The sequence below is a fragment of the Cellulomonas sp. URHD0024 genome, assembly GCF_000426185.1.
Taxonomy (GTDB): Bacteria; Actinomycetota; Actinomycetes; order Actinomycetales; family Cellulomonadaceae; genus Cellulomonas.
This window is the reverse complement of the sequence record NZ_KE384505.1, coordinates 303,914-322,372: the sequence shown is the minus strand read 5'-3', so window position 1 is coordinate 322,372 and position 18,459 is coordinate 303,914. Positions and strand designations below refer to the sequence as shown.

The 18,459-nt window shown below is 71.3% G+C and carries 19 protein-coding genes and 1 riboswitch; of the genes, 3 read left to right on the top strand and 16 right to left on the bottom strand.

What is annotated here, in order from left to right; translation table 11 throughout:
- Positions 1–35 precede the first annotated feature (35 nt).
- From I847_RS0117760 to I847_RS0117750, 3 genes are all read right to left on the bottom strand, one after another.
- Positions 36–602, bottom strand: a complete 567-nt coding sequence (locus I847_RS0117760) for an HNH endonuclease (RefSeq protein WP_231384276.1) — start codon at positions 600–602, stop codon at positions 36–38.
- A gap of 204 nt (positions 603–806) precedes the next feature.
- Complete coding sequence (locus I847_RS0117755) at positions 807–1,589, bottom strand: C40 family peptidase (protein ID WP_028050757.1); 783 nt, start codon at positions 1,587–1,589, stop codon at positions 807–809.
- A 2-nt stretch (positions 1,590–1,591) separates the two neighbouring features.
- A riboswitch (cyclic di-AMP (ydaO/yuaA leader) is annotated at positions 1,592–1,786 on the bottom strand.
- Between the two features lie 307 nt (positions 1,787–2,093).
- The gene (locus I847_RS0117750; RefSeq protein ID WP_028050756.1) at positions 2,094–2,798 is read right to left on the bottom strand and encodes a metal-dependent transcriptional regulator; all 705 of its coding nucleotides are present in this window, start codon (positions 2,796–2,798) and stop codon (positions 2,094–2,096) included.
- Positions 2,799–2,942: 144 nt separating this feature from the next.
- Between I847_RS0117750 and serC the strand changes: the two genes are divergently transcribed.
- Positions 2,943–4,040, top strand: coding sequence for a phosphoserine transaminase (gene serC, locus I847_RS0117745; RefSeq protein ID WP_034611117.1), 1,098 nt, complete (start codon positions 2,943–2,945; stop codon positions 4,038–4,040).
- 291 nt (positions 4,041–4,331) lie between these two features.
- Here the strand turns inward: serC and I847_RS24660 are convergent, their stop codons facing one another.
- The 5 genes from I847_RS24660 to I847_RS0117720 all read right to left on the bottom strand — a co-directional run bounded on the left by I847_RS24660 (position 4,332) and on the right by I847_RS0117720 (position 10,400).
- Complete coding sequence (locus I847_RS24660) at positions 4,332–5,066, bottom strand: hypothetical protein (RefSeq protein ID WP_034610839.1); 735 nt, start codon at positions 5,064–5,066, stop codon at positions 4,332–4,334.
- Positions 5,067–5,223: 157 nt separating this feature from the next.
- On the bottom strand, positions 5,224–7,044 hold the full coding sequence (locus tag I847_RS24655; protein WP_231384274.1) for a DUF4012 domain-containing protein: 1,821 nt from the start codon (positions 7,042–7,044) through the stop codon (positions 5,224–5,226).
- Between the two features lie 73 nt (positions 7,045–7,117).
- A complete protein-coding gene (locus I847_RS0117730) occupies positions 7,118–8,443 on the bottom strand; it encodes an MFS transporter (RefSeq protein ID WP_028050754.1) in 1,326 nt (441 codons plus the stop codon).
- Positions 8,440–8,862 carry a MarR family winged helix-turn-helix transcriptional regulator gene (locus I847_RS0117725; protein WP_028050753.1) on the bottom strand — a complete coding sequence of 141 codons (423 nt, stop codon included), beginning with the start codon at positions 8,860–8,862 and terminating at the stop codon, positions 8,440–8,442. Before I847_RS0117725 ends, I847_RS0117730 begins: the two co-directional genes overlap by 4 nt.
- 212 nt (positions 8,863–9,074) lie before the next feature.
- Positions 9,075–10,400, bottom strand: coding sequence for a UDP-glucose/GDP-mannose dehydrogenase family protein (locus tag I847_RS0117720; protein WP_028050752.1), 1,326 nt, complete (start codon positions 10,398–10,400; stop codon positions 9,075–9,077).
- A gap of 116 nt (positions 10,401–10,516) precedes the next feature.
- Here I847_RS0117720 and I847_RS24650 point away from each other — a divergent pair, with 116 nt between their 5' ends.
- Together I847_RS24650 and I847_RS0117710 are read left to right on the top strand one after the other, a co-directional pair.
- Positions 10,517–10,963: a VanZ family protein gene (locus I847_RS24650; RefSeq protein ID WP_051275033.1), complete on the top strand. Its 447-nt coding sequence runs from the start codon at positions 10,517–10,519 to the stop codon at positions 10,961–10,963.
- Between the two features lie 63 nt (positions 10,964–11,026).
- Positions 11,027–11,641, top strand: a complete 615-nt coding sequence (locus tag I847_RS0117710; RefSeq protein ID WP_034610837.1) for a low molecular weight phosphatase family protein — start codon at positions 11,027–11,029, stop codon at positions 11,639–11,641.
- Positions 11,642–11,843: 202 nt separating this feature from the next.
- Here I847_RS0117710 and I847_RS24645 read toward each other — a convergent pair whose 3' ends face one another.
- From I847_RS24645 to I847_RS0117665, 8 genes are all read right to left on the bottom strand, one after another.
- The gene (locus I847_RS24645; protein WP_051275032.1) at positions 11,844–12,725 is read right to left on the bottom strand and encodes a type IV toxin-antitoxin system AbiEi family antitoxin domain-containing protein; all 882 of its coding nucleotides are present in this window, start codon (positions 12,723–12,725) and stop codon (positions 11,844–11,846) included.
- 274 nt (positions 12,726–12,999) lie between these two features.
- Positions 13,000–14,463, bottom strand: coding sequence for an NCS2 family permease (locus tag I847_RS0117695; protein ID WP_028050750.1), 1,464 nt, complete (start codon positions 14,461–14,463; stop codon positions 13,000–13,002).
- A gap of 77 nt (positions 14,464–14,540) precedes the next feature.
- Positions 14,541–15,029, bottom strand: coding sequence for a hypothetical protein (locus I847_RS0117690; protein ID WP_028050749.1), 489 nt, complete (start codon positions 15,027–15,029; stop codon positions 14,541–14,543).
- A complete protein-coding gene (locus I847_RS0117685; RefSeq protein WP_081681097.1) occupies positions 15,026–15,388 on the bottom strand; it encodes a response regulator in 363 nt (120 codons plus the stop codon). Before I847_RS0117685 ends, I847_RS0117690 begins: the two co-directional genes overlap by 4 nt.
- The gene (locus tag I847_RS24640; RefSeq protein WP_034610835.1) at positions 15,385–15,876 is read right to left on the bottom strand and encodes a chemotaxis protein CheX; all 492 of its coding nucleotides are present in this window, start codon (positions 15,874–15,876) and stop codon (positions 15,385–15,387) included. The genes I847_RS0117685 and I847_RS24640 overlap by 4 nt, the downstream gene beginning before the upstream one ends.
- Complete coding sequence (locus tag I847_RS0117675; RefSeq protein ID WP_028050747.1) at positions 15,873–16,256, bottom strand: response regulator; 384 nt, start codon at positions 16,254–16,256, stop codon at positions 15,873–15,875. The genes I847_RS24640 and I847_RS0117675 overlap by 4 nt, the downstream gene beginning before the upstream one ends.
- Positions 16,253–17,155 carry a protein-glutamate O-methyltransferase CheR gene (locus tag I847_RS24635; protein ID WP_081681095.1) on the bottom strand — a complete coding sequence of 301 codons (903 nt, stop codon included), beginning with the start codon at positions 17,153–17,155 and terminating at the stop codon, positions 16,253–16,255. The genes I847_RS0117675 and I847_RS24635 overlap by 4 nt, the downstream gene beginning before the upstream one ends.
- Positions 17,155–18,309 carry a chemotaxis response regulator protein-glutamate methylesterase gene (locus tag I847_RS0117665; RefSeq protein ID WP_028050746.1) on the bottom strand — a complete coding sequence of 385 codons (1,155 nt, stop codon included), beginning with the start codon at positions 18,307–18,309 and terminating at the stop codon, positions 17,155–17,157. The genes I847_RS24635 and I847_RS0117665 overlap by 1 nt, the downstream gene beginning before the upstream one ends.
- Between the last annotated feature and the right edge of the window lie 150 nt (positions 18,310–18,459).

Genomic DNA, 18,459 nt, shown 5'->3' with positions numbered 1-18,459 from the left:
CTCCTACGACTCGTCAAGCCGGCGTCGCACCACTGTCAGGCCACAACGTACTGCGACCACAACGGCTCGGCGCGAACCGACGTGGTCCCGAAGGCCACCGACCACCGGGGCGCCCGTGGGACGAACGGCAGCTCCCACCCGATCTCGGGCAGGAGCCGGTCCGCCTTGCGGTGGTTGCACCGGACGCAGGCCGCGACCACGTTGGTCCACTCGTGCCGGCCGCCGCGGGACCGCGGGTGCACGTGGTCGACCGTGTCCGCTCCCCCGCCGCAGTAGGCACACCGGTGGTTGTCCCGCTGGAGGACGGTCCGGCGCGTGGGCGGCACCGGCCTGCGGACGGGAACGTGCACGTACCGGGTCAGGCACAGGACGACCGGCAGGGGAACGACGACGTGCTCGGCGTGCAGCAGCCGCCCGTCCGACTCGAGCACCGTGGCCTTGCCCGTCATGACGAGGACGACGGCACGGCGCAGGCTCACGATGCACAGGGGTTCCATGCTGGCGTTCAGAAGCAGTGAGCGGGCGCCGGATCCGGCGAGGGGGGCGGCGGCTTCCGCTCCACCGGTCGTCTCGGCTGTCAGCGCGGGGGCATTCACGAGCACGGCGTTCTCCCGACCTCGGAGGTCGGACCGGCTGGCTGCCGGCCCGGCGCAGCGTTGCAACAGCGTGGTGCACGGCCAGACTACGCGCGGCCCTCAGCTGTCGGGTGCCGAGGTGACGTGCACGGCGCTGCGGGGGCCGGTCGGACACGACAAAGCCCCGACGACAGCGGCGTCGTCGTGGCTTCGTCGTGCTTCGGGCTGGAGTCAGCCGATCCGGATGAAGACCGGTGCGCTCTGCCAGATGGCGCGGAACTGGATCGTCTTGCCCGGGCGGGGCGAGTCGATCTGCGAGTTCCCGCCGGCGTAGAGCGCCACGTGCCCGGGGCTCCAGATGATGTCGCCGGGCCTGGCCTGGTCGCGGGGAATGATCGTTCCCGCAGCCTTGATGCCACCGGAGGTGCGCGGCAGGCTCACGCCGAGCTGCGCGTAGACGTAGGAGACGAAGCCCGAGCAGTCGAAGCCGCCGGGCGAGGTGCCGCCGGAGACGTACGGCGTGCCGACGTACTGCGCGGCGATCTCGAGGACCGCGTTGCCGGCGACGGCCTGCGGAACGGCGGCTGTCGGAGCGGCCTTGGCGGTCGCCGCTGCGGCACGGGCAACGCCGGCGCGTGCGACGCTGCGCGAGGCGGCCTTGGCAACCTTGACCTTGACGGGCGGGGGCGGCGGCGTCTCGACCGTGACGCCCGGGATGTCCACCGTCCACGTGGCTGCGGCCGGGGACGTGACGACGGGCGCGGAGTTGAGCACGGCTCGCGCGGAGGCGGTCAGTGCTGCGGTGTCGACGGCAGGCAGCGCACCTGCGTCACCGGCTGTGGCCGATGCGGGCGAGCTGAGCATCGAGACGACGAGTCCCGACGACGCGGCCACGACGGCCGTACGACGACCGACGGTGCCCATCTGACCGGTTGCCGCCGCAGCGAGCTCTGTCAGTGGCGTCGAGGGACGCCGCGCCGCACGATGGCGGGCGCGAGTAGTGCTCACGGTCACGCTGTGCCTCTCCTGAGGCCTACGAGGTCAGCTGTCGGGTTCGGATGGGAGAACACCCGGCCGCGTCCCCGGAGAACCGGTTCTGCGACTTCACCCCAAGGACACCGAACTTCCGGTGCCCGCAATTGGGTCCCCCGCCCCTGCCGGCGGTGTAGAGCGAACCTCGGAGCGACGGCAGGGTTAGGCGTTCCGCTCGAGGGCTTCCTCAGAGGAGGGTTCTGGAGAAGCAGGACGAACGTACATGACGCCCGCAGCGATTGTCACGTTCCGGTCACGAGAATCTTCGTCCATGTTGGACGGGCGTCCTGCAGCGGGGCTCCCCGCGCGCCGCATGACCTGCAAAGACGCAGGTCGGCGCCCGTTTTGCCGCGTCGGCAGACCTCACCCGGCAAGCCTCTGGCTGATCACGGACCTGTCGGACCGATGCACCATCTGACCAGAAATACGGACGAACCTGTCCGGTGACGAACCGGGCGGCGTCGCGTCCGACGGCCACGGGTGCCCTCAGCGGACCCCGACGAAGATGTGTCGCGCGACGTCCTCGGGCAGGTCCAGAAGGATGTCCGACCCGGCGGTGGAGACCGTCACGACGCCGTCGGAACGCTCGATCGAGATCTCCTGGTGCGGCAGCACCCCGGCCTCGGAAAGACGCGACAGCAGCTCCACATCCACCTGCAACGGCTCGGCGATGCGCGCGACGACGGCCCGCTCGACCCCGTCGGACCCGATCTCGCCGTGGAAACCGACGAGCGACGTGACACCGTCGAGGAAACCCTCGCGCGTGGTCTCCTCGCCGATCTCCCCCAGGCCCGGGATCGGGTTGCCGTACGGGTCGAAGTGCGGGTGGTCGAGCAGCTCGGCCAGGCGGATCTCGACGCGCTCGCTCATCACGTGCTCCCAGCGGCAGGCCTCTTCGTGCACGTACGGCCACTCCAGGCCGATCACGTCGATGAGGAGCCGCTCCGCCAGCCGGTGCTTGCGCATGACCCGGGTCGCCTTGGCGGCACCTGCACCGGTCAGCTCGAGATGACGGTCGCCGCTCACGACGACCAGGCCGTCGCGCTCCATGCGCGCCACCGTCTGGGACACGGTCGGGCCGGAGTGCCCCAGACGCTCCGCGATGCGGGCGCGCAGCGGGGTGATGCCTTCCTCGGTGAGCTCGTAGATCGTCTTGAGGTACATCTCCGTCGTGTCGATCAGGTCGCTCACTGCTGCAGCCTCCAACGTCGCGTCTCCGTGCTGGTGCACAGGTTAGTTGCTCGCGCGGGCATCGGAGGCTCGCGACCGCCTATCCTCGGGCTCGTGCCCGACGACCACACCGCAGCCACGTTCCGACCGACGATCCCCGCGAGCATGCTGCCCGCGGACGGCCGCTTCGGATCAGGTCCCTCCAAGGTCCGCGCCGCCCAGCTCGAGGCCCTCGCCGGACCGTCCGCGGCCCTGATGGGCACCTCGCACCGGCAGGCGCCCGTGCGCGCTCTCGTCGGACGCGTCCGCGCCGGCCTGTCGTCGCTGCTCGACCTGCCCGACGACTACGAGATCGTGCTCGGCAACGGCGGCTCGTCGGCGTTCTGGGACATCGCCACCCTGTGCCTCGTCGACGACGTCGCCGCCTTCGGCACGTTCGGCGAGTTCGGCGCCAAGTTCGCAGCCGCAGCAGGCAGGGCACCGTTCCTCGCGACGCCCGTGGTCAGCGCCGTCGCGCCCGGAGGAGTGTCCGTGCCGACGTTCGTCGACGGGGCCGACACCTACGCCTGGCCGCACAACGAGACCTCCACCGGCGTCGTCGCGCCCGTCCGCCGCGTCACCGGCTCGCGTGAGCAGGGTGCGCTGGTCCTCGTCGACGGGACGTCGGGCGCGGGCGCCCTGGCCGTCGACGTCCGGCAGACCGACGTCTACTACTTCGCGCCGCAGAAGTCCTTCGCCTCGGACGGCGGGCTCTGGATCGCTGCCGCCTCACCGGCCGCGATCGAGCGGGCCGCGCGCATCGAGGCCGGTGGCCGCTGGGTGCCCGAGTTCCTCTCGTTCACGACGGCCGTCACCAACTCGCGCCTCGACCAGACGCTCAACACCCCGGCCATCGCCACGCTCGTCCTCCTGGCCGAGCAGCTCGACTGGATCCTCGGCAACGGTGGCCTGCCGTGGGCGGCGGAGCGGACCGCCACCTCGGCCGGCCACCTGTACGGCTGGGCCGAGGCCCGCGACTGGGCGACCCCGTTCGTCGCCGATCCCGCGATCCGTTCGAACGTCGTCGGCACGATCGACCTGGCGCCCGAGATCGAGGCACCCACCGTGGCCAAGGTGCTGCGCGCGCACGGCGTGGTCGACGTCGAGCCCTACCGCAAGCTCGGCCGCAACCAGCTCCGGGTCGCGATGTACCCCGCGGTCGACCCGGACGACGTGCTCGCCCTGACAGCCTGCATCGACCACGTCGTGGACCAGCTGCTCTGACCCGTCCGCCCGGCCGCCTGGTCCCACCTGGTCCGCCCGGCCGCCGGTCCGCCCCGTCTCACCTGGTCCGCCCGGCCGGTTGATCCGCCCGGCCGGTTGGTCCACGGACGCCACGGGTGGGCGTCACCGTTCGGCTCGCCCAGCGACAAGCTGACGATCCCGGGCAGCGCGGCCGGTTGGTCCGCCCGGTCCCGCCGGGTCCGCCCGCCGGCTGGCCCCGACGTCGCCGGGAACACGACGACGCCCACCCCCTGGTCAGTGAGGGGCGGGCGTCGTGCTTGTGGGGCTCGGTCAGGCGTTCCGGCGGCGACGCGAGATCGTGACGAACGTGACCGCGGCGGCGCCGATCAGGACGAAGCCGATCGCTGCCGCGAGGATCGGTGCCCCGTTGCTGCCGGTGGCGGAGAGGACGGCGCCGTCATCGGCGAGCACCTCGCTGACCGGCGTGGCCGTGGGGCTGGGCGTGTCGACGAGGACCTGGGGGGTCGGGGTCGACGTCGGAGTCGGCGTCGGACTCGGCGTCTGCTGCGTCGCGCCGCAGTCCACCTGCGGAGCCGGGTAGGCGGCCGTGGCCTCGATCCCGGGACCCGCCAGGAAGTGGATGAGGATGCCCGCCTTCACGAACGCGGCGGGGTTCGCGAAGATGCCGTGGAGGGGCAGCCCGGTCAGCGTCGCGTTCGGGCCACTGGGGTTGTCGAACGTCAGGTCGACGGTGGTCACGCCGGCAGGTGCGCCCAGCACGTCGTACGACACCTCGGGGACGTTCTCGACGCAGGTGGGTGCGACCTGGACCGAGAACAGACACGGCACCGGGTAGTCGGTGTCGTCTGCGCAGCCGGTCGTCGGGATGGTCTCGCTGGGCGAGGGGCTCGGGCTGACGGTCGGGCTTCCCGTGGGGGACGCGCTCGAGATGGCGGTCGCCGGGCCGGCCAGGGCGAAGCCGAGGAGCACCACCGCCAGCACGACGATCACACGACGAATATTTCTGACCATGATGTTCGCCCTCTGGTTCACGGAAACGGACATTTCAGACGACCATCATGACCCGCCCCGGCCCCCGAGTGGGAGGACAGATCGGGTGAAGCGGTCGAAAGCGGACCAATTCACCCATAGTTCACCCGGTCGGGTGAGATCCTGTCCAGGTCGTGGACCCGGGGTGAGCACGAAGGTCCAGGTCAGGGCGTCAGGGGCACGTCGCCGATGCGAAGCCGGAATCGGTCAGCGTCGGCGTCGTCCAGACGCTGACGCTGCCGTTCTTGACGGGCACCGTCGTGGAGTACGTCTCGTGGCCGCCCGGCTGCAGGATCGACGTCACCACCTCGACGTCACGGCCGGCAGCCGAGCCCGTCTTGCCACCGACCGAGCCGTTGCCCAGGCCCAGCGGTCCGAGCTTCTCGCCCACGGCCGAGTAGATGCTGATGTTCGTCGCGAGGCTGCCCAGCGGCAGCCCGCCGACACCCGGACCGGTCACGTACGACGGGAGTGCTGCGACGGCCTCGGGAGGTGCGTAGGCAAGCTCGAGACGGACCGTCGCTGTCGGCTCCGGGCCGGTGCACGACAGGTCCTCGATCGTCACCTTGGTGGTGAGGTAGTAGTCGAGCTTGCCGCCGGTGCCGTCGTTGAGGAAGACGCCCGTCGCGTTCGGGTGGTCGCCCGACAGGAACGCCCCGCCGATCGTCGTCTCCGCGAGCGTCTTCTGCTCCGCCTCGTGGCCGGACCAGATGCGCAGGCGTCCTTCGGACCCGGACTTCGTCAACGCGGTCACGAGGCCGTGGGTGTCCCCCTGACCGGACCCGACCGCCCCGAAGATGGCGGCGGCGACCCGGGCGTAGAACTCGTCGACCTTCGCGGGGTCCTCGATGTTCTGGTACGCGTCGTGGAGCAGCACCCGCACGACGTCGGCGGCGTTCACGGTGGTTCCCGCCTCGTCGGTGACGGGTCCTGTGGCGTCGAGCAGGTAGCGGGCTCCGACGGGGTCCGCGGCGACCACGCCGTCGACGTGCTGTCCCGTGTCGCGCTCCCAACGGGCGGCGAGGAGCTGGGCGGAGCGCGGGAAGTCGGGCGTGAGCACCGAGTCCTGCACCCAGCGGCCCAGGCGGTCGGTGTCGAGGTTCAGCTCCTCGTCGCTCAGCGGGAGGATCGACTCGGGGATCGCGGGCAGGTCGATGGTGGAGCGCTGGTCGACGAGCGTCACAGCGCCGTCCTGGGCGTGCAGCACGGCGAACGCGCCGACGATGCCTCCCGCGCTGCGCAGCTCCGCCGAGTTCAGCGACACCAGCAGGTAGTTGCGTGGGCCGTCGGACCCGAGCATCGGCGGAAGGAGCGTGGCCACCTGAGCGCCGGCGTCGAGGGCACCCGTGACGGTGTCGAGCGCCGAGCCCAGCTTCTCCACCGGACGGGCCAGCTGCGGGACCAGCGCGCCGGTGTCGATCTGGGCCACCGCGTCCTGGGCCCGGTGAGCGCTCGCGGCCGCGGTGATGATCTGCGGGCCCGCATCAGCCAGCGGGGCCAGGTCCACCCGGCCGTCCTGACCACGTGCACCCTCGAGGTTCAGCACGGCGTTCAGCGTGCTCACCGCGGGCAGCGCGTCGGTCGTCATGTCGTCCAGGGACGTCGAGACGATGCGCACCGCCTCGAGGTTGGCGCCGAGGACAGGCAGGTGCTCGGCCACGCGCCAGACAGGGTCGTGCGTGGCACTCACCGCGGTCGCCAAGTCCTTCCGGACGGCCGGGAGCTGCTGCTCGATCTTGTCCGTGCCGCCGTCACCGAGGTCCTTCTGCATCGTGACGAAGCCCTGCTGTGCGGACGACAGGGCGTCGGCGGCCTGGACGGCCCGGTAGCCCAGCCACGCGCCGAGCAGGACGACCACGAGGAGCGCGGCCAAGACGGACCAGACCACGATGCGGGTGCGGCGTGACCTGCGTGTGCGCGGTGCCGGGTCCCCGTCGGGGAGCACGTCGAAGAGATCGCCCGAGTCCGGGGTGCCTTCGACCGTTGCGCTCACCGACAGATCGTCACATGCCGGACATCGACGCGAGCACGTCGTCCGCGTGATTCACCCGGCCCTCAACCGGCCGTCACGCCGCCGACCGGTTGTCCGCGGCCTCCTGCGCGCCGAGCCGGGCGGCGGCGTCGTCGGGCAGGACCCGCACGTTGACCACCTGGAGGTGCGGCCTGCTCCGGACGCTGTAGCGGACGCGGACGTCCCACTTCGCACGCACCCAGAGCGCCGCACCGGCGGCGACGAGGAGCGCGGTGATCGAGCCGATGCCGATCGCCCAGCGCGGACCGAAGGTCTGCCCGATCCAGCCGATGATGGGCGAACCGACCGGCGTCGCACCGAGGAAGACCATCATGTACAACGCCATCACCCGTCCTCGTACAGCGGGATCGGTCGTCATCTGGATGGTGGAGTTCGCCGCCGTCATCATCGTCAGGCTGGCCAGACCGACCGGGATGGTCGCGACGACGAACGACGGGTAGGTCGGCATCAGGGCCATGACGCCCGTCGCGATGCCGAATCCGAATGCCGAGCCAATGACGAGCCGGACGCGCGGCCTCTCTCGACGTGCCGCGAGCAGCGCCCCGGTCAGCGACCCGATCGCCAGCACGGAGCCGAGGATCCCGTACTCGCCCGCGCCCCGGCCGAACTCGGTGCGCGCCATCATCGCGCTGGTCAGCTGGAAGTTCAGGCCGAACGTCGAGACCGTCCCGACGACGACCATGATCACGAGGATGTCGCTGCGTCCCCGCACGTAGGCGATGCCCTCCCGCAGCTGCCCCTTGGCGCGCACGACCGTCGGCATCGGCCGCAGGTCCGCCGTGCGCATCGCGGCCAGTGCGACGATCGTCGCGGCGAAGGTGGCCGCGTTGATGAGGAACACCCAGCCGGTGCCGACCGCCGCGATGAGAAGGCCGGCCACGCCCGGGCCGATCAGCCGGGCGGCGTTGAACGAGGCGCTGTTCAGCCCCACCGCGTTCGACAGCTTGGCGGCCGGGACGAGCTCGGCGACGAACGTCTGCCGGACGGGACCGTCGATCGCGGTGACGCACCCGAGCGTCAGCGCGAACAGGTACACCATCCACAGCTGGGCGTTCCCGGACAGGACGAGCAGCCCGAGGCCGGCGGCCAGGATCCCCTGCGCGATCTGCGTGGCCATGAGCAGCTTGCGACGGTCCACCCGGTCGGCGAGCAACCCGGCCCACGGAGACAGGACGAGCACGGGCGCGAACTGCAGGGCGGTCGTGATGCCGACGGCGACACCGGACTCGTCGGACAGCTCGGTGAGGACGAGCCAGTCCTGCGCGACGCGCTGCATCCACGTGCCGATGTTCGCGACCAGAGCCCCGGCGAACCACAGGCGGTAGTTGCGGAACTGCAGCGAGGAGAACGTGGGACTCATGCCTGGGCGATCCTCCGCAGCAGCTCGGCGGCCTCCGCCAGGACCCGTCGCTCCTCGGGCGTCATCGCGTCGAGCTGGCCGGACAGCCACGTGTTGCGCCGACGACGGGTCTCCTCGACCTCCGCCGTGCCGGTCTCGGTCAGGCTCACGACGACCTGGCGTCCGTCCGTCGGGTGCGGCGCCTTGGCCACCAGACCGAGCTCGGCGAGGCAGTTCACCGTGCGGGTCATCGACGGCGGCTGGACGCGCTCCAGATCCGCAAGCTGCCCCGGCGTCAGCGGTCCGCTCTTGTTCAGCCAGAGCAGGACCGTGTACTGCGGGTCGGCCAGTCCGGCGCCACCGCGTTCCGCCCGGATCCGCCGCGCAGCCTGCCCGATGGCGATGCGGAGGTCACCGGTGGGGTCGGGGGCGCTGGTCATATCGTTAGCCTACGTCATTACCTTGCGTAACGAAACCGCGCCCGCGCGAACCTAGCGGCACTTGTGACGCGCGTGATGGACGTGCTGCCAGGGACGCGTCTGGGCGCCCCAGGCGACGACATCCGTCCCAGGTGGCGCTAGGTCGGAACGCGCCGACGGCCGTCCCCGCGGGGGGACGGCCGTCGTCGAGGTGCGAGTCTCGTCGCGTTCGATCAGGGGCGACCGAGCGCTCGGTACGTCCAGCCGGCTGCACGCCACTGGGCGGGCTCCAGGACGTTGCGGCCGTCGAGCATCCGCCGGTGCGCCACGACCTGCCCCAGCTCCTCGGGGTCGAGCTCGCGGTACTGCGCCCACTCCGTGGCGAGCAGGACGACGTCCGCGCCAGCGGCTGCCTCGAGGGCGGTGTCTGCGAAGTGCAGGTCCGGCCACTTGGCCCGTGCGTTCGGGATCGCCTGCGGGTCGGTCACGGTCACGTGAGCACCCTGCAGCTGCATCTGGGCCGCGACGGACAGTGCGGGCGAGTCCCGCACGTCGTCGGAGTCGGGCTTGAACGCCGCACCGAGGACCGCGATCCGACGCCCGACGATCGAGCCGTGGCAGACCTCACGGGCCAGGTCGACCACCCGCACCCGGCGTCGCATGTTGATCGAGTCGACCTCGCGCAGGAAGCCCAGGGCGTCGCTGACGCCGAGCTCGCCGGCACGAGCCATGAACGCACGGATGTCCTTGGGGAGGCAGCCTCCCCCGAAGCCCAGCCCCGCGTTCAGGAACCGGCGGCCGATCCGGTCGTCGTAGCCGATCGCGTCGGCCAGGCGCGTGACGTCGGCGCCGGTCGACTCGCACAGCTCGGCCATCGCGTTGATGAACGAGATCTTCGTCGCCAGGAACGAGTTGGCGGCCACCTTGACCAGCTGGGCCGTCGCGTAGTCCGTCACGACCAGCGGGGTGTCCTCCGACAGCGGGGTGGCGTAGACCTCGTCGAGCGCCGCCTGCGCCTTGATGCCCTCGGGCGTCGGCTCGCCGTCGTCGTTCGTCGGCAAGCCGTAGACGAGGCGGTCCGGGTGCAGCGTGTCCTGGACCGCGAAGCCCTCCCGCAGGAACTCAGGGTTCCAGACCAGCACGGCGCCGGTGCGCGCGAGAGTCTCCGCGATCGCCTCCGCGGTGCCGACGGGGACGGTCGACTTGCCCGCCACCACGTCACCGGAGCGCAGGTGCGGGCGCAGGGCTGCGACCGCCGCGTTCACGTAGGTGAGGTCCGCACGGAACTCGCCGTGCACCTGCGGTGTCCCCACGCAGATGAAGTGGACCTCGGCGCCGTTCGCCTCGGCGATGTCCGTGCTGAACGACAACCGACCCGTCGCCGCCGCCTCGGTGAGCAGCTCCGGCAGCCCCGGTTCGTAGAACGGTGCACGGCCTGCCCGCAGCGCCTCGATCTTGCGCTCGTCGACGTCGATGCCGATGACGTCGTGACCCAGCTGAGCCATGCTCGCCGCGTGCACGGCCCCCAGGTAGCCGCACCCAATGACAGAAAGTCGCACGAAATGCCCCTTTGTGGTGGATTCTCGACGAGCGTACCGGGGCGGTCGATGGCACCGGTGGGTGATCATTCGCGGTCGCGGCCGGACGGGTGAAAGGCCCTGCTAGCGTCCGTGACGTGCCCCAGCCTGCCACCCGGCGCGCCGTCGTCGTCACGCTGGTGCTCTACCTCGGGCTCGTCGCACGCATCACCCTCTGGCCTGCGCCGTCCTCCTCGGGCCTGTTCTTCGACCTGGTGGACGACATCCTCACCTGGTTCCTGCGGGCCGGCGTCCCCCTGAGCTTCTCGCAGCTCGAGGCGAGCGCGAACGTCGTCATGTTCGTGCCGTTCGGCGTGCTGGTCGGTCTGCTCGTACGGCGTCGGTGGCTGGTCGTGGTGCTCGGGCTGTGCCTGTCCGCGGCGATCGAGCTGACCCAGCTCCTCTTCTTCCCGACGCGGGTGCCCAGCATCCGCGACGTCGTCATGAACACGCTCGGAGCCACGATCGGCCTGCTCGGCCTGCAGGCAGCACGGTCGATCAACGCCCGCCGCCGGGCCGGGACCGCCGAAGGCACGACCGGCTGATCCTGCTGCGCCGATCGGGTGCGAATGCGCCGAACAGCGCCCGTGGCCAGGGACCATAGAGCCATGTTCCCCTCCGACGTGGCTTCGCCTCTGCGCGTCCTCGTCGTGTGCACGGGCAACATCTGCCGGTCGCCCGCGGTCGAACGGCTCCTGGCCGCTCGGCTCGGCGCCTCGTTCCAGGGGCGTGCTGTGGGCCTGCTGGCGCCGGCGATCGAGATCGGGTCGGCGGGGACCGGCGCCCCCGTCGGTCGGCCGATGACCCGCGCGATGGCTGAGCTCGTGGCGGAGCACGGAGGCGATCCGGCCGGTTTCACGAGCCGTCAGCTCGAGGCGTCGATGATCCGGTCCGCCGACCTCGTCATCGGGATGACCCGCAAGCACCGGTCCTCGGTGGTCGAGCTGGTGCCGGCGGCCGTCCGCCGCACGTTCACCCTGCGCGAGCTGGCCCGGCTGGCGGCCGACGTCGACCCGGCGGCACTCCCCGGCGCGAACGCGACCACCGCCGACCGCCTGCGCGCCCTCGTCCCCCTGGTCGCTCGCCGTCGGGGGCTCACGGCGTACCGCCCGGCCGACGACGACGTCGTCGACCCCTTCCGCGGCGACGCGGCGCTCTACGAGCGCTCGTTCCACCAGCTCCTCCCGGCCGTGGAGACCCTGACGGCCCTGGTCCGCCGCTGACGCGGCGGCTCGGTGGCTCGGCGGCTCGGCGGCTCGGCGGCTCGGTGGCTCGGCGGCTCGGCGGCTCGGCGGCTCGGTGGCTCGGCGGCTCGCGGCTCGGTGACGGTCGTGTCTGCCTAGCGCCACGTGGGACGTGTGGTGACGCGGAGGACCCCGTGGGGCGCCGCAGCGATCACTCGAGCAACTCCTGTACCAGGTGGCGCTAGGGCCGCCCGGCTCGACGGCCTCCACGCGACAGCGTGACGGCAGCGCGGACGGTCGCGACCAGTCGATCAGGATCTCGGAGCACGTCGCGGGCCGTGAACCTCAGGACGATGTAACCCTGCAGCGTAAGCTCGCGGTCGCGACGGCGGTCCTCGGCGAACTCCCGGCGCCCGGAGTGGTGGGCGAAGCCATCCAGCTCGACGACGACGCGCCCCTCGACCACGAGGTCCACCTCCCCCACCATCGGGACCACGACGCCCGCGACGACGCTCAGACCCGCCCCCCGCAGCGTGAGGCGCGCGACCGTCTCGATCGGCGACCGGCTCCGCCCATCGGTGAGATCGAGGACCCGGCGCATCCGGACGTCGGCCGTCGCGGGGAGCAGTGCGCCGACCGAGCCGATCGTCGCGAGACGCTTCTGGAAGGCGCTGTCGAGCGCCACCACCGCGTCGAGCGTGGGGAGGCAGAGCACCATCCGGGCGAGCGCCCGGCCGACGGGAGCCACCGCAGCGCCCCGAGCGCGTCCCCGCGCGAACCACGACTCGTGGTGGAGCACCGCGGGGAACTCGTCGCGAAGCCGGGACGCGGACCGTCCACGCCCGCGGGGGACGACGAGGTGCGGAGCCTCGGGCGGACGCAGGATCGCGACGCCCGCGCGCGCGGCAGCCGAGACGCACCCGATCCCGGCGCCGTGGACGGCCGCCGCGACGGCCTCGGACGAGCAGCCGGGCACTCCGTACACACCTGGCGCGAGTCGCACGACCCGGCCGGCCTGGAGCAACCGGTCGAGCGCCCGCACGTCCGCACCTTCCAGGACGACGTCCTGCCGGCGTGCAGCGCCACCGAGGTCCGCGATGCGGCGCGGAATCACGTCGTCCACGCCCCGATCACACCCTGCGCCGGCGTCGCGTGGGGCGGCCGCGCACAAGCCGCGGACCCGCTGCCGGTCCGCCGGGGCTGTGGTCGGCTCGCGCGACGGCGACGGCGACGGCGACGTCGGCCGCGGCCGCGGGTGGCTCGCGTCGTGATTCGACCTAGCGCCACTTGGGACGGTTGGTGCGGCAGGGGCGTCACGAGCCGCCGCGGGACACTCAGGTGACCCATCAGTCCCAAGCGGCGCTGGGGACGCACGCCGCCGACCGCTCCGACGCGGGCTAGATGCCGAGCCACGCCTTGATGGGGCCCAGGAGGAAGTAGACGACGAACAGGGCGGACGTGATCCACATGAACGCGTGGATCTCGCGGACCTTCCCCAGGGCCAGCTTGAGCACCACGAACATGATGACGCCGGCGCCGATCCCCACGGTGATCGAGTAGGTGAACGGCATGAGGACGATGGTCAGGAACGCCGGGATGGCGACCTCGTAGTTGCGCCAGTTGATGCCCGTGATCTGGGTGAACATGAGGAAGCCGACCACGACGAGGGCCGGGGTCGCGGCCTCGAAGGGGACGAGCTCAACGAGGGGGGACAGGAACGTCGCCAGCAGGAACGCGACGCCGGTGACCACGGAGGCCAGCCCGGTGCGGGCGCCGTCGCCGACGCCGGACGCGGACTCGATGTAGGCGGTGTTCGACGAGACGCTGCCCGCACCACCGGCGGCGGCGGCCAGAGAGTCGACGACGAGGATCCGGGTCGCGCCCGGCGGGGTGCCCTCCTTGTCGAGCAGGCCGGCCTCGCCGCCGACGGCCACCATCGTCCCCATCGTGTCGAAGAAGTCCGCGAGCACGAGCGAGAAGACGAGCAGGATCACGGCGAGGGCCGTGATCGACTGGAGCGAGCCGAACAGCGAGAACTGGCCGACCAGCGAGAAGTCCGGCGTCGCGACGATGCCACCGGACGGCCAGTGCGGAACGGCCAGCGACCAGCCACCGGGGTTCTCGTCAGACCTCGAACCCAGATCGCCGACGAGCTCCACGACGAGGGCCAGGACGGTCGCGGAGACGATCGCGATGAGGATGGCGCCGTTGACCTTGCGGACCATGAGGATGATCGCGGTGAACAGGCCGACGACGAACACCATCAGCGGCCAGCTGCCCAGCGACCCGTGGATGCCCAGCTCGACGGGGGTCGACGCCGGGGTGGGGACCCGCACGAAACCGGAGTCCACCAGGCCGATGAACGCGATGAACAGGCCGATGCCCACGCTGATGGCGGTCTTGAGCTCGAGCGGGACGGCGCGGAACACCGCCTGCCGCAGACCGGTGGCCACCAGGACCAGGATGACCAGGCCTTCGAGGACGACGATCCCCATGGCGTCCGGCCACGACATGTCGGGCAGCTTGGCGATCGAGTACGCGACGACCGCGTTCAGGCCGAGGCCGGCGGCCAGCGCGAGCGGGAAGTTCGCTACGACGCCCATGAGGATCGACATCACGCCGGCGACCAGGGCGGTCGCGGCCGCGACGAGCGCGAGGTTCGGCTTGTCACCGCCGCCCAGGAACTGCCCGGTGCCGGACTGCACGGTGCCGATGATCAGCGGGTTCAGCACGATGATGTAGCTCATCGTGAAGAAGGTGACCAGGCCGCCGCGGATCTCCGTGCCGACGGTCGAGCCGCGCTCGGTGATCCTGAAGAACCGGTCGATCGCGCTCGTCGAGCCACGGGTGGTCGTCGTCATGCGCCGCAGTGTGCCAGAGCACGGGCACGTCGGCAGGCGCGCGCGCCGTGGACGTCAGACGACGCTCACACCTGTTCTCAGATGACCAGGAGCGAGAAGTTGCCGGGGCCGTAGCCGGGCACGTCCATCTCCAGGTCCATCCGTCGCACGTACGTGAGGACCCACTGGGCGACGTCGGCCGGGAGGTGAGCCTTCGGCTCGTAGACCCTGCCGAGCTTCACGTGCGGCGCACCCTCGGCGTTGAACAAGGACGACATCACGTTGAGGATCTCGCCGGCGTTCTCGGACAGCGCCTCGGAGAGCACGCCGGCGTCGGCGTGCTGCTGCGCGATGCGCACGGGAACGAGCCCGAGCGACGCGCCCAGGTACGCGGCCAGCGGCACGTCGAAGAGCACGAGGCCCGTCAGCTTGTGCCGGTCGTCGACGTAGACGCCCACCAGGGCACCGTCCTCGGAGCCCGGGTCGACCATCGGGCCACCGGTCAGGACCGCGATCTCACGACCGACGAGACCCTCGATCAGCTCGCGGACCTCCTTGGCGGAGGGCAGCGGCGTCGCGGCGCTCATGCGAGCACCGGTTCGATGACCTCGCGGAAGGCGTCCGGGGTGAACGGCTTCGCGATGAGGAACAGGGCGCCGGCGGCCTCGGCGGTCGCGCGCATCTCCGGCGACCCCTCCGAGGTGACGAACCCGAACGGAGTCTGGAATCCCTCGGCGCGCATGTTGCGCAGCAGGTCGATGCCGTTCATCTCGGGCATGTTCCAGTCGCACAGGACGACGTCGGGCTCGTCGGCACGGATGGCCTCGAGTGCCTCGGTGCCGTCGGACGCCTCACGGACGTCCCAGTCGTAGCCGGCCTGGCGCAGCGTGCGGATCACGATCTGGCGCATGACGCGGCTGTCGTCGGTGACGAGTACGCGGATCATCGGATGTCACCTCCGGCGGTCCCTTCCTCGTCGGCCGGGACGAAGCCCAGCACGGTGACGACCAGCGGCATGCCGCGCCACGCGAGCCGGAGCTCCTGCACGACGACGGCGCCGGGCACGACGGGCGCGACGGGCGCGACCTGCGGCAGGCCGAGCTTGCCCTGGGTCGGGAGCAGCGACTTCACGTTGCCGCCGACGACGTTGGCCACCTCGCCGAACGCGTCCACGAGGTCGAGCGCTGTGACGACCTCGTCGGGCTCCATGGCGAGCAGCGCCCGCGCGAGGTCGTGGCCCGTGGCCGTCGCGGTCAGGAGCTCGGCCCGACCGGCCCAGTCACCGGAGAGGTCGACCCAGGCGACGATCGGCTCCTCGAACTCGGGCAGGTCGCCGGTCCACGGCTGCAGCAGCCCTGGGTCGCCGTCGATCATCGAGGCGAAGACCTCCTGCGCGATGAGGAAGACCTGGTCGTGCTCGACGATGGTGCTCATGCCAGCTCCTCAATGGGAAGAAGTCCGAGCAGGTCCAGCTTTCCGCGGACTGCGTCGGGGGTGAACGGCTTGATCAGGTACTCGTGGGCGCCCGCGGCGAGGGCACGGACGATCTGCCCCTGCTCACCCTCCGTGGTGACCATCATCATGGTGATGTGCCTCCAGTCCCGGCGGGCACGGACCTCGGTGACGAACTCGAGGCCGTCCATGACGGGCATGTTCCAGTCGACGCAGCACAGCTGCACGTCGAGGCCCCCCTCGAGCAGGTCGAGCGCGGCGCGCCCGTGCTCTGCGCCTTCGGTCTCGAACCCAAGGCCTTCCAGAATACCCGCGACGATGCGTCGCATCGTGCGCGAGTCGTCGATCACGAGCGCTCTCATCGGTGTGCTCCTTGGGTCAGTACCGGCGACAGAGACGCCGTTCGGGGTTGCGGAACGATAGGTGTCACGGTGGAGCCGACGGGCACCGGCCGTGTGGGGCGGTAGATCGAGACGGCCCCGACAGGGACGCGTGCCCAGGCGTCGTCGACGCCGATCGTGGTCTCGGCCGCGCCGAGCACGAGGATTCCGTCCGCCCTCATCACGCGCCGGACCCGGTCGAGGATCGCGCGCTTGGTGGCGAGGTCGAAGTAGATGAGGACGTTGCGCAGGAACACCACGTCGAACGGTCCGTTGGGCGGCGCGTCGAGAAGGTTGTGCGCCTGGAACGTCACGAGGCCGCGAAGCTCCTGCGAGACCTGCCAGTCGCCGCCCGAGCGGGTCAGGTGCCGGACGAGCATCGCGGCGGGCAGGCCACGGTTGACCTCGAGCGGGCTGTACCGGGCCTCACGGGCCTTGGTGAGCACCTGCTCGGACAGGTCGGTCGCGAGGATGTCGACGCCTGCGCCCGAGGGCAGGCAGTCGGCGAGGGTCATCGCGATCGAGTACGGCTCCTGGCCCGTCGAGCAGGCCGCGGACCAGATCTTCAGCTGTGCGGTCTTGCCGCGTGCCGCGATGAGCTCGGGGACGGCGTGCGAGCGCAGCGCCGAGAACGGTCCGGAGTCGCGGAACCACGAGGTCTCGTTGGTGGTCATGGCCTCGACCACACGGACGAACTCCGTCTCCATGGCGCCGTTGCGCAGGCTGTTGACGTAGGCGTCGACATCGGGCAGCCCCCGCTCGCGAGCGATCGGGAGCAGGCGCCCCTCGACCAGGTACTCCTTGCCGGGGGCGAGCAGGATCGCACTTCGGCGACGCACCAGGTCCGCGATGAAGGTGAACGACTCCCCGCTGACGGCCATCAGGCCACCCCCCCTCGGCTGGACGGGGCATCCCCGTGGGACGTCGACGCGAGCATGCGCTCGAGCGCCGGGACCACCCCGACGAGCGGTATCACCCGGTGCGCGAGGCCGGCGTGCGCGACAGCGCCGGGCATCCCCCAGACGACGCTGGACGGCTCGTCCTGGACCAGGACGGTCCCGCCCGCGTCGACCAGCTTCTGGCAGCCGGTGCGTCCGTCGGACCCCATGCCGGTGAGCACGATGCCGAGCAGCTCCCCGCCGAAGACGCGCGCGGCGGACCCGAAGAGCACGTCCACGGACGGCCGGCAGTAGTTCACGGGCGGACCGTCGGTGAGCAGCGTGCGCACGACGCCCGATCGACGCTGCACCTCGAGGTGCCGGTCGCCGGGCGCGATGTAGATGGTGCCGGGCAGCAGCTCCGTGCCGCTCTCGGCCTCGACCACGGTGGCCGGGCCGAGGCGGTCGAGACGAGCGGCCAGCTGCTTCGTGAACACGGGCGGCATGTGCTGGACGACGAGGACCGGCACGGGCGGTGCGTGCGTCAGCGCGGCGACCACCCGGGACAGCGCCTCGGGGCCACCGGTCGACGACCCGAGCACGACCGCGCGGATCGCGTGCGCAGCCGGCTCAGGGCGCGTGGCGATCCTGGGGGCCGGAGGCGCGGGGACGGCGACCACCGACGAAGCCGACGACGACGGCGACGACGCCGACGACGCCGACGACCGGACCGCTGCACGGACCGGCCTGCGGGCGACGAGAGCCTTGATCTTGGGGATCAGGTTGTCGGCCACCTGGGCGAGCGACTCCTGCACGCTGCCGACGTTGGCCGGCTTGGTCACGTAGTCCTGCGCCCCGGCGGCGAGGGCGTCGAGCGTCGCCATCGCACCGCGCTCGGTGAGCGTGGAGAACATGATGATCGGGACCTTGTGGCCGGCGCGCCGGATGGCACGGACGGCCTCGAGGCCGTTCATCTCCGGCATCTCGATGTCCATGGTCACCAGGTCGGGTGCCAGCTGGGCGACCTTGGCGACCGCGAGCCGGCCGTTGGTGGCGAAGCCGACAACCTCGACGTCCGAGTCCTGGGACAAGACGTCCGTGACGAGCCGACGTACGACGACCGAGTCGTCGACGACGAGCACGCGGATCGGGCTCAAGGTTCCTCCTTCGCATCAACTGGTAGCCGATGGGTTGGTCTGACACGGGCCCCGGCCTGGTGGCCTGGGACCAGACGGCGCGGGGGTAGCCCGCGGCGTCGGATTCGTTGTCTGTGTGATCGACCGACGAGGGCACTTTCTGAGCCCTCG